A 6,896-nucleotide genomic window follows, 5' to 3' on the forward strand; every position below is an offset into this window, starting at 1 on the left:
GTATCGTGTATATCCCATGAGGTCATGGCTGGTCTGGGGTGTCGGGGTCTTCGCCTACCTGGTCGCGGTCCTGCACCGCACGACATTCGGTGTTTCGGGCCTGGCCGCGACCGAGCGCTTCGACATCTCCCCGTCCGTGTTGTCCGGGTTCGTGGTGTTGCAGCTCATCGTCTACGCGGGCATGCAGATTCCCGCCGGAGTTCTGCTGGACCGATTCGGGTCGCGCAAGATCATCGCGTTGGGTGCCGCCATCATGGCGGTGGCCCAGTTCGTGCTCGCTGTCACCGACTCGTTGCCCATCGCGTACGCCGGTCGTGTGTTCGTCGGAGTCGGTGACGCTCTCACGTTCATCTCGGTGCTGAGGCTGGTCCCGGTGTGGTTCGCTCCGCGCCGGGTTCCGGTGGTGTCGCAGTTGACGGGCATCCTCGGGCAACTCGGACAGGTGCTGTCGGCTGTTCCGTTCGTGCTCATCCTGTCCGGACAGGGATGGACCGCTGCCTACGCCAGCGCCGCGGCGTTGGGGGTCCTCGCCTGCGTCCTCGTGGTCGCGGTCGTACGGAACGCTCCGACCGGGGAACACCCGGAGGTCCCGGCCGCGGGACTGCGCAACGTGCTCGGTCAGATCGGCGGCGTGTGGCGTCGACCGGGGACACGCCTGGGGTTCTTCACCCACATGGGCACCCAGTTCTCGGTGACTACGTTCGCCCTGATGTGGGGTGTGCCGTACCTCGAATCCGCGCAGGGCCTGTCGGCCGCGGCAGCCGGCTCGATGCTCACGGTCTCGGTCGCCACCGCGATCGCGGCCGGCCCGATTCTCGGCATTCTCACCGGCCGCTTCCCGAACCACCGATCCTGGCTCGTGCTGTCGATCATCATCGCGTGCGCGACCGCGTGGACGATCGTGCTCGCCTTGCCAGGGCCCGCGCCGATCTGGCTGCTGGTGCTGCTCATCATCGTTATCTCTGTCGGCGGCCCGGGGTCGATGGTCGGATTCGACTACGCACGCACGTTCAACCCGTCGACTGCGCTCGGGACCGCGCAGGGCATCGTCAACATCGGGGGCTTCCTCGCGACGCTGCTGGTCGTCCAGACGATGGGTGTACTGCTCGACGCGTTCGGCGGCTACGGCTTCGATTCGTTCCGGGTCGCGTGGCTCGCGCAGTATCCGATCTGGGTGATCGCACTCGCTGGAGTGCTGATCACACGCAAGAAAGCGAGACGTGAAGCGGGTGTGCATCCGCGCACATTGCGTGAGGTGCTGCGGCGACGGGAAGTCACTCGCCGCGAACAGCTGGCAGACTCGATGGCGGAACACATCGAGGAGGAACCGAGTGACAACGACGGTGGACGGCCCTGAACAGGGCGTGCCCCTACCCGACGAGCCGGAGGATGACTCCGCTCGTCCTCTGGCATCGCTGCAGGATCTGAAGAACGAACTCACTCGGTTTCTCATGGTCTACAAGTTCGGCATCGACGAGATGATGACCAAGATCAACATCTTGCGCGACGAGTTCACCTACGCCCGCGACTACAACCCGATCGAGCACGTGAAGTCGCGACTCAAGTCGCCCGAGTCGATCATTGCGAAGGCACGTCGCAAGGGTGCTCCCCAGACGCTCGAAGGCGTGCGTGAGCACGTCCGCGACATCGCCGGCATTCGCATCACGTGCAGCTTCACGTCGGACGTCTACCGCATCATGGACATGATCACGCGACAGGGCGACGTCGGCGTGGTCGAGATCGAGGACTACATCGCCCGGCCCAAACCGAACGGCTATCGCAGTGTCCACGTGATCGTCGAGATCCCCGTGTTCATGTCCGACCGCATGGAGTCGGTCTACGTCGAACTTCAGATCCGCACGGTCGCGATGGACTTCTGGGCAAGTCTCGAGCACAAGATCTACTACAAGCACGACCGCGCGGTGCCGGATGCACTGCGTGAGGAACTCCGTGTTGCTGCTGAAACCGCCCGTGACCTCGACGTGAAGATGGAGGCGCTGCACGACCGGGTGCATGGGGACGCCGCCAGCTGATCAATCCGCCGCCGATGAGTCGCCCTCGGGATCTTGCTGCTCGTCTCCACCGGTGACCGCCTCGAGAACCAGACCATCAGGACCGGTGTCGACTCGCACCGTGTCTCCCGCGCCGAGCGTTCCCGCAAGCAGCAGGTTCGACAGCCTGTTGTCGAGTTGCTTCTGGATGGTTCGCCGCAATGGACGAGCACCGAACTCCGGTGCGAAACCGGTGTCCACCAGCCAGTCGACCGCGCTCTCAGTGATGTCCAGTTCGACGTCCTGGGCTCGCAACCGTCGCCGGGTTCCGTCGAGGATCAGGTCGACTATCTCGCGCAACTGCGCCTTGTCGAGCCGGTGGAACACCACCGTCTCATCGATACGGTTGAGGAACTCGGGCCGGAAATGGGAGTGCAGTCGCTCCATCAGCTTCGAGGTCAGGGTCTCGATGTCGCCGCTGGTGTCGGCCAGGATGAGGTCGGACCCGATATTGCTGGTGAGAATGACAATGGTGTTCTTGAAATCCACTGTGCGGCCTTGAGCATCGGTGACGTGGCCGTCGTCGAGGAGCTGGAGAAGCACGTTGAACACATCGGTGTGCGCCTTCTCGATCTCGTCGAACAGAACCACCGAGTACGGCTGGCGGCGAACCTTGTCCGTGAGCTGCCCTGCCTCCTCGTACCCGACGTAGCCCGGGGGAGCCCCGACCAGGCGGGAGACGGTGTGCTTCTCCTGGAATTCGCTCATATCGAAGCGAATCATCCGGTCCTCATCACCGAACACGGCCGCGGCAAGTGCCTTCGCGAGTTCGGTCTTGCCGACCCCGGTGGGGCCGAGGAACAGGAACGAGCCGATCGGCCTGTTCGGGTCGGACAGGCCCGAGCGCGCCCTTCGCACCGCTTCGGCCACTGCTGAGACTGCTTGTTCCTGCCCGACCACGCGAGCGTGGAGCACGTCCTCGAGGTCCAGGAGCCGTTGGCGTTCTTCTGCCGTCAGTTCGGAGACCGGGATGCCGGTCTGTCGCGAGATCACTTCGGCAATGTCGACGACTTCGACCTGCGGTGTCGACGCCGAGCCGCTCGATCCGACGCGCTCTTCGAGGGCGGCGATCTCGTCCTTCAACTCGCCGGCTTTGGCGTAGTCCTCGGCAGCGACTGCAGTGTCCTTCTCCCGCTCGAGGCGCGCCAGTTCTTCCTCTTGCGAACGGGTGTCCGCATCGGGCGTTTTGGTGCGTAGACGCACTCGAGCCCCGGCTTGATCGACCAGATCGATCGCTTTGTCGGGCATGAAACGGTCGGTGATGTAGCGGTCGGACAGTTCGGCTGCAGCCACCAGTGACTCGTCGGTGTAGTGCACCTGATGGTGTTCCTCGTAGACATCGATCAGTCCGCGCAGAATCTCGATGGTGTCGTCCACCGACGGCTCGGACACCATCACCGGCTGGAACCGCCGTTCGAGCGCCGCGTCCTTCTCGATGTAGCGGCGGTACTCGTCGATCGTGGTCGCGCCGACCGCGTGCAACTCTCCGCGCGCGAGGGCCGGCTTGAGGAGATTGCCTGCATCCATCGAACCTTCGCCACCACTGCCCGCGCCGACGATCGTGTGCAACTCGTCGATGAAGAGAATCAGCTCGTCGGAGTGTTCGCGAACCTCGTCGAGGATCTTCGTCAACCGCTCCTCGAATTCGCCGCGATACTTGCTCCCCGCGACCAGCGAACCTACGTCGAGCGCGACGACGCGCCGATCGGCCAATGTCGACGGCACGTCCCCATTGACGATTCGTTGCGCCAAACCCTCGACGATCGCGGTCTTGCCCACGCCGGGATCACCGATCAGGACCGGATTGTTCTTGCGACGACGGGACAGGATCTCGACGGTCTGCGCGATCTCGTCGGCGCGCCCGACCACAGGGTCGACGTTGCCCGCACGCGCCTCAGCGGTCAGGTCTCGGCCGTACTCGTCGAGTGTGGGGGTAGTGCTCTGCGATGTGTCGCGCCGACCACCGGTATCGAGTTTGGCGCCGGCCAGCGCATGAGCAGCCGGGTTCTCGCTGTTCGCCGCAATTCCGTAGAGGATGTGCTCGGGACCGATGTAGCTGATACCCGACTGTCCCGCCTGCTGCTGGGCAACCCGCAGTGCACGCTTGGTCGCAGGACTCAGCGTCACCTGCTCGCCCTCGTTGCCTTCGCCACCGGCGACGGAGCGCATCTGTTCTGCGACCGCATCGGGATCCAGCCCCAGACCACTGATCACACCGCGGGTCGGGTCGTTGAGCGTGGCGGCATACAGGAGATGTTCGGGGGTCAGCTCCGCGCTACCCCATGCCGTGGCTGCCTTCCTGGCCTCGGCGACGAGCTGCTTGGCATCGTCGTTGAGCAACCGGCTCAGGTCCACCCGTTGTACCTGCGGTTGGCGGAGTCCGCCGGAGCTGAAGAATCGGTCGAAGATGTCGTCGAACGGATCGCGAGAAAGCCAGTTGTCTGTCATTGTCACTCCACGGGGTTGACCTGAACATCGGTTTCCGCAGGAGGCCCGGCACGCACCTACGTTGCGGCACACATCATTTGCGGATACGTGCTTCACCGCGCCGACAACAGATGCGTGTCGACCAATGAGTTCGATCGTAGCCCCCGAACCTACGATTTGTGTGCGGGTCGGCGGATCCGGGCGAGACCCGATTCACCACCGCGTCTCGACTCCACGCGCCGCTCGGAACCGATCGAACAGCGGCGCCGGCCGCAGAAGGTCGACGGAGTCGGGTCGGGCGACGAGGTGCCGATCTTCCGGCCGGATGTGCAGGCGCCGGATCAATTCGAAGAGCGCGTTGGGTTCGCTCACCAGCGCGTACGCAGTGAGAGCAATCTCGTCCTCCTCGTCGAACGGCACGAGTCTCGCGGTGGGTACCGGACCGGGCACGCGCAGTCGGATCATCGGGTAGTGGATGGTTGCACCCCTTGCGTGGACTGTGTACACGTCGGGCACAACATCCTCGATGTCGTCCCACTTTACGAATGTGTCGTAAGTGCGAACACGGAGTCTGCGGATCGTCGCGCGACGTCTGATGCCGTCCTCGTGCAATCTCAGCACCGTGGTGCTGCGGATCCGCAGCGGGAGCAGTGCGATCACCAGCGTCGAGACGGCGGTCGAGGCGATGAACGGAACGTGCTCGGCCACTTCGTCGCGTGGGATCAATACTGCGTCTGCGTGTGTTGCCCAGGCGTAGATCATGACAGCGCCGGCCGGTGCCGCCAAGGCTGCAATCAGGGTGGCCAGAAAGGGTGTCTTTCTCCCCGTGGGTATTTCGATGCAGGGGCCGTGTTCGATGTCCGCGTGCGGTGTAATCCGGCGGCTCAGTCCTATCGAGAAGAATCCGGAGGCCTCGATGAGCGAGTATGTCAGAAACGCAAAGGCAATGGCGGTGAAGATGCCCAACCACCAGATTCCGATGTCGTCGTCCGAGAGTATTTCGGGAAAGTGGACGGCGATGAAGACGAAGCCGCACGCGGATGCCAAGCCCGCGGCAAGCCTGAAGTGGCGGAATCTCTGAGGCCAGTTGGGTATCGCCAGGGCCTCCGCGTGCACCATTTCTTGGTTGTCCATCTATCGATCCATTTCGGTGTGCGTATCTACAACCATCAATCCGCGGTGAATCGTCGATGCGTCGGAGGTGAGTGTCACGTCGGGCTCAGCCCGTGTGGTAACGGTCAGTTGGGTGAGGTACCGGTCGTATTCGACATCGACGACGAGGAATCGAGTTGTTGCGTCGAACCAGGCATCACCGACGTGGTAGATGCCTCGTGTGGCAACCGAGCGGTGGGTGTCGAAGTCGCTGGTGTCGGAGTGAATTTCGGTCCACTCCGGAAGTGACCGGCATTCGGATGCGGCGGCATGGAGGAGTTCGTCGGTGGGACGCCAGCGTGAGAGGCGGCCGTGGAGCAGCACCGCGTTGGGAGTCCACTCGTTTTCTGTGTGTTCGGGCGCGACGAGGACCGCGTATGCGTGGGGGAACACTTCGTTGGGTACGGGGGTCCACCCGGCCGGAGTTGGGATCGTGACGTGTGGGTGTCCCGGTTCCTCGGGAGTGCAGGCGATGAGCTCGACTTCGTGACTTTCGAGGTATGTGCGGAGGGTTTCTGGGGTCGGGTTCTGAGGGTTCACGCCTTTCCCCTCTGAGTGCGTGCGGCGAGGAGACGTTCGCGTAGCGGGGGTGGCCGCAGGAATTCAATCGAACCACAATCGCTCAGAATGCTTCGCTCGTCGGGGTTCTCGTGGAAGAAGCGGAGTAATCTGTAGATGGTATTCGGTTCCCCGGTCAGGCGATAGACGGGAACTTCGAGGCCGCTCACTTTGTCTCCGGTTCGGGGATCAACGACCACACCGTCGATTCTGATCACAGGGTGGCGTGTGGGGGAATTGCTGTTCGGCCCGGAATAGAGGGTTGGGGTGATCGATTCGATGTGGTCCCACTCGATGACCTTCTCGGTTGTACTTGTGAAGAAGGGTATGTGGCGACACACCACGAGATGAAGCCCGTTGGGGTAGATCCCGAGGGAAGTCGGCGTTCGGATGACCAGAGAGAGGATGAAAATGGCGAGTGAGAGTGTTCCGAGAACGGTCGCACCCACTGGCCCACCGATGCGTAGGAACACCTCGTCGAGCAAGCTGAGTTCGCTCTGATCCTGATTGTGCGGCAGCAGGGCGGGAAGTGCGGCAATCGGGATGCTGCTCAGTAGAAGAGTCAACAGTAGATCTCGCTTGTGCGGGACAAGGATGCCCATTCCGTGGTCTCTGTTCTGATCCCGGGATACCCTGCGTGTCAGGCTGAGTTGAGTCCAGCGGTTCACAGCAACCCCGCCTGCAGGGCGAGATACGGATCAACCCCAC

Annotated in this window: 6 protein-coding genes; 2 read left to right on the forward strand and 4 right to left on the reverse strand. The window is 63.0% G+C overall.

The window, feature by feature from the left end; genetic code table 11:
* Positions 1 to 16 precede the first annotated feature (16 nt).
* Complete coding sequence (locus HCA61_RS24830) at positions 17 to 1,357, forward strand: MFS transporter (protein ID WP_169690852.1); 1,341 nt, start codon at positions 17 to 19, stop codon at positions 1,355 to 1,357.
* Positions 1,332 to 2,033 (forward strand): GTP pyrophosphokinase family protein, encoded by a 702-nt coding sequence (locus tag HCA61_RS24835; RefSeq protein WP_169690853.1) that lies wholly within the window; start codon positions 1,332 to 1,334, stop codon positions 2,031 to 2,033. Before HCA61_RS24830 ends, HCA61_RS24835 begins: the two co-directional genes overlap by 26 nt.
* Here HCA61_RS24835 and HCA61_RS24840 read toward each other — a convergent pair whose 3' ends face one another.
* The 4 genes from HCA61_RS24840 to HCA61_RS24855 all read right to left on the reverse strand — a co-directional run bounded on the left by HCA61_RS24840 (position 2,034) and on the right by HCA61_RS24855 (position 6,673).
* The gene (locus tag HCA61_RS24840) at positions 2,034 to 4,499 is read right to left on the reverse strand and encodes an ATP-dependent Clp protease ATP-binding subunit (protein WP_169690854.1); all 2,466 of its coding nucleotides are present in this window, start codon (positions 4,497 to 4,499) and stop codon (positions 2,034 to 2,036) included. It abuts the gene before it with no gap.
* Between the two features lie 192 nt (positions 4,500 to 4,691).
* Positions 4,692 to 5,612 (reverse strand): hypothetical protein, encoded by a 921-nt coding sequence (locus HCA61_RS24845; protein WP_169690855.1) that lies wholly within the window; start codon positions 5,610 to 5,612, stop codon positions 4,692 to 4,694.
* Entirely contained in the window at positions 5,613 to 6,170 is a 558-nt protein-coding gene (locus HCA61_RS24850; RefSeq protein ID WP_169690856.1) for an LpqN/LpqT family lipoprotein, read from the reverse strand. It lies immediately after the preceding gene.
* Positions 6,167 to 6,673: a hypothetical protein gene (locus tag HCA61_RS24855; protein WP_169690857.1), complete on the reverse strand. Its 507-nt coding sequence runs from the start codon at positions 6,671 to 6,673 to the stop codon at positions 6,167 to 6,169. The genes HCA61_RS24850 and HCA61_RS24855 overlap by 4 nt, the downstream gene beginning before the upstream one ends.
* Positions 6,674 to 6,896 lie beyond the last annotated feature (223 nt).

It is taken from the genome of Rhodococcus sp. HNM0563, assembly GCF_012726195.1.
Classification (GTDB): domain Bacteria; phylum Actinomycetota; class Actinomycetes; order Mycobacteriales; family Mycobacteriaceae; genus Rhodococcus.

What these genes read in the sequence shown, in the direction of transcription:
- HCA61_RS24830 (WP_169690852.1), top strand. Translation starts at nt 17, where the DNA reads ATGAGGTCATGGCTGGTCTGGGGTGTCGGGGTCTTCGCCTACCTGGTC.
- HCA61_RS24840 (WP_169690854.1), bottom strand. Translation starts at nt 4,499, where the DNA reads ATGACAGACAACTGGCTTTCTCGCGATCCGTTCGACGACATCTTCGAC.
- HCA61_RS24845 (WP_169690855.1), bottom strand. Translation starts at nt 5,612, where the DNA reads ATGGACAACCAAGAAATGGTGCACGCGGAGGCCCTGGCGATACCCAAC.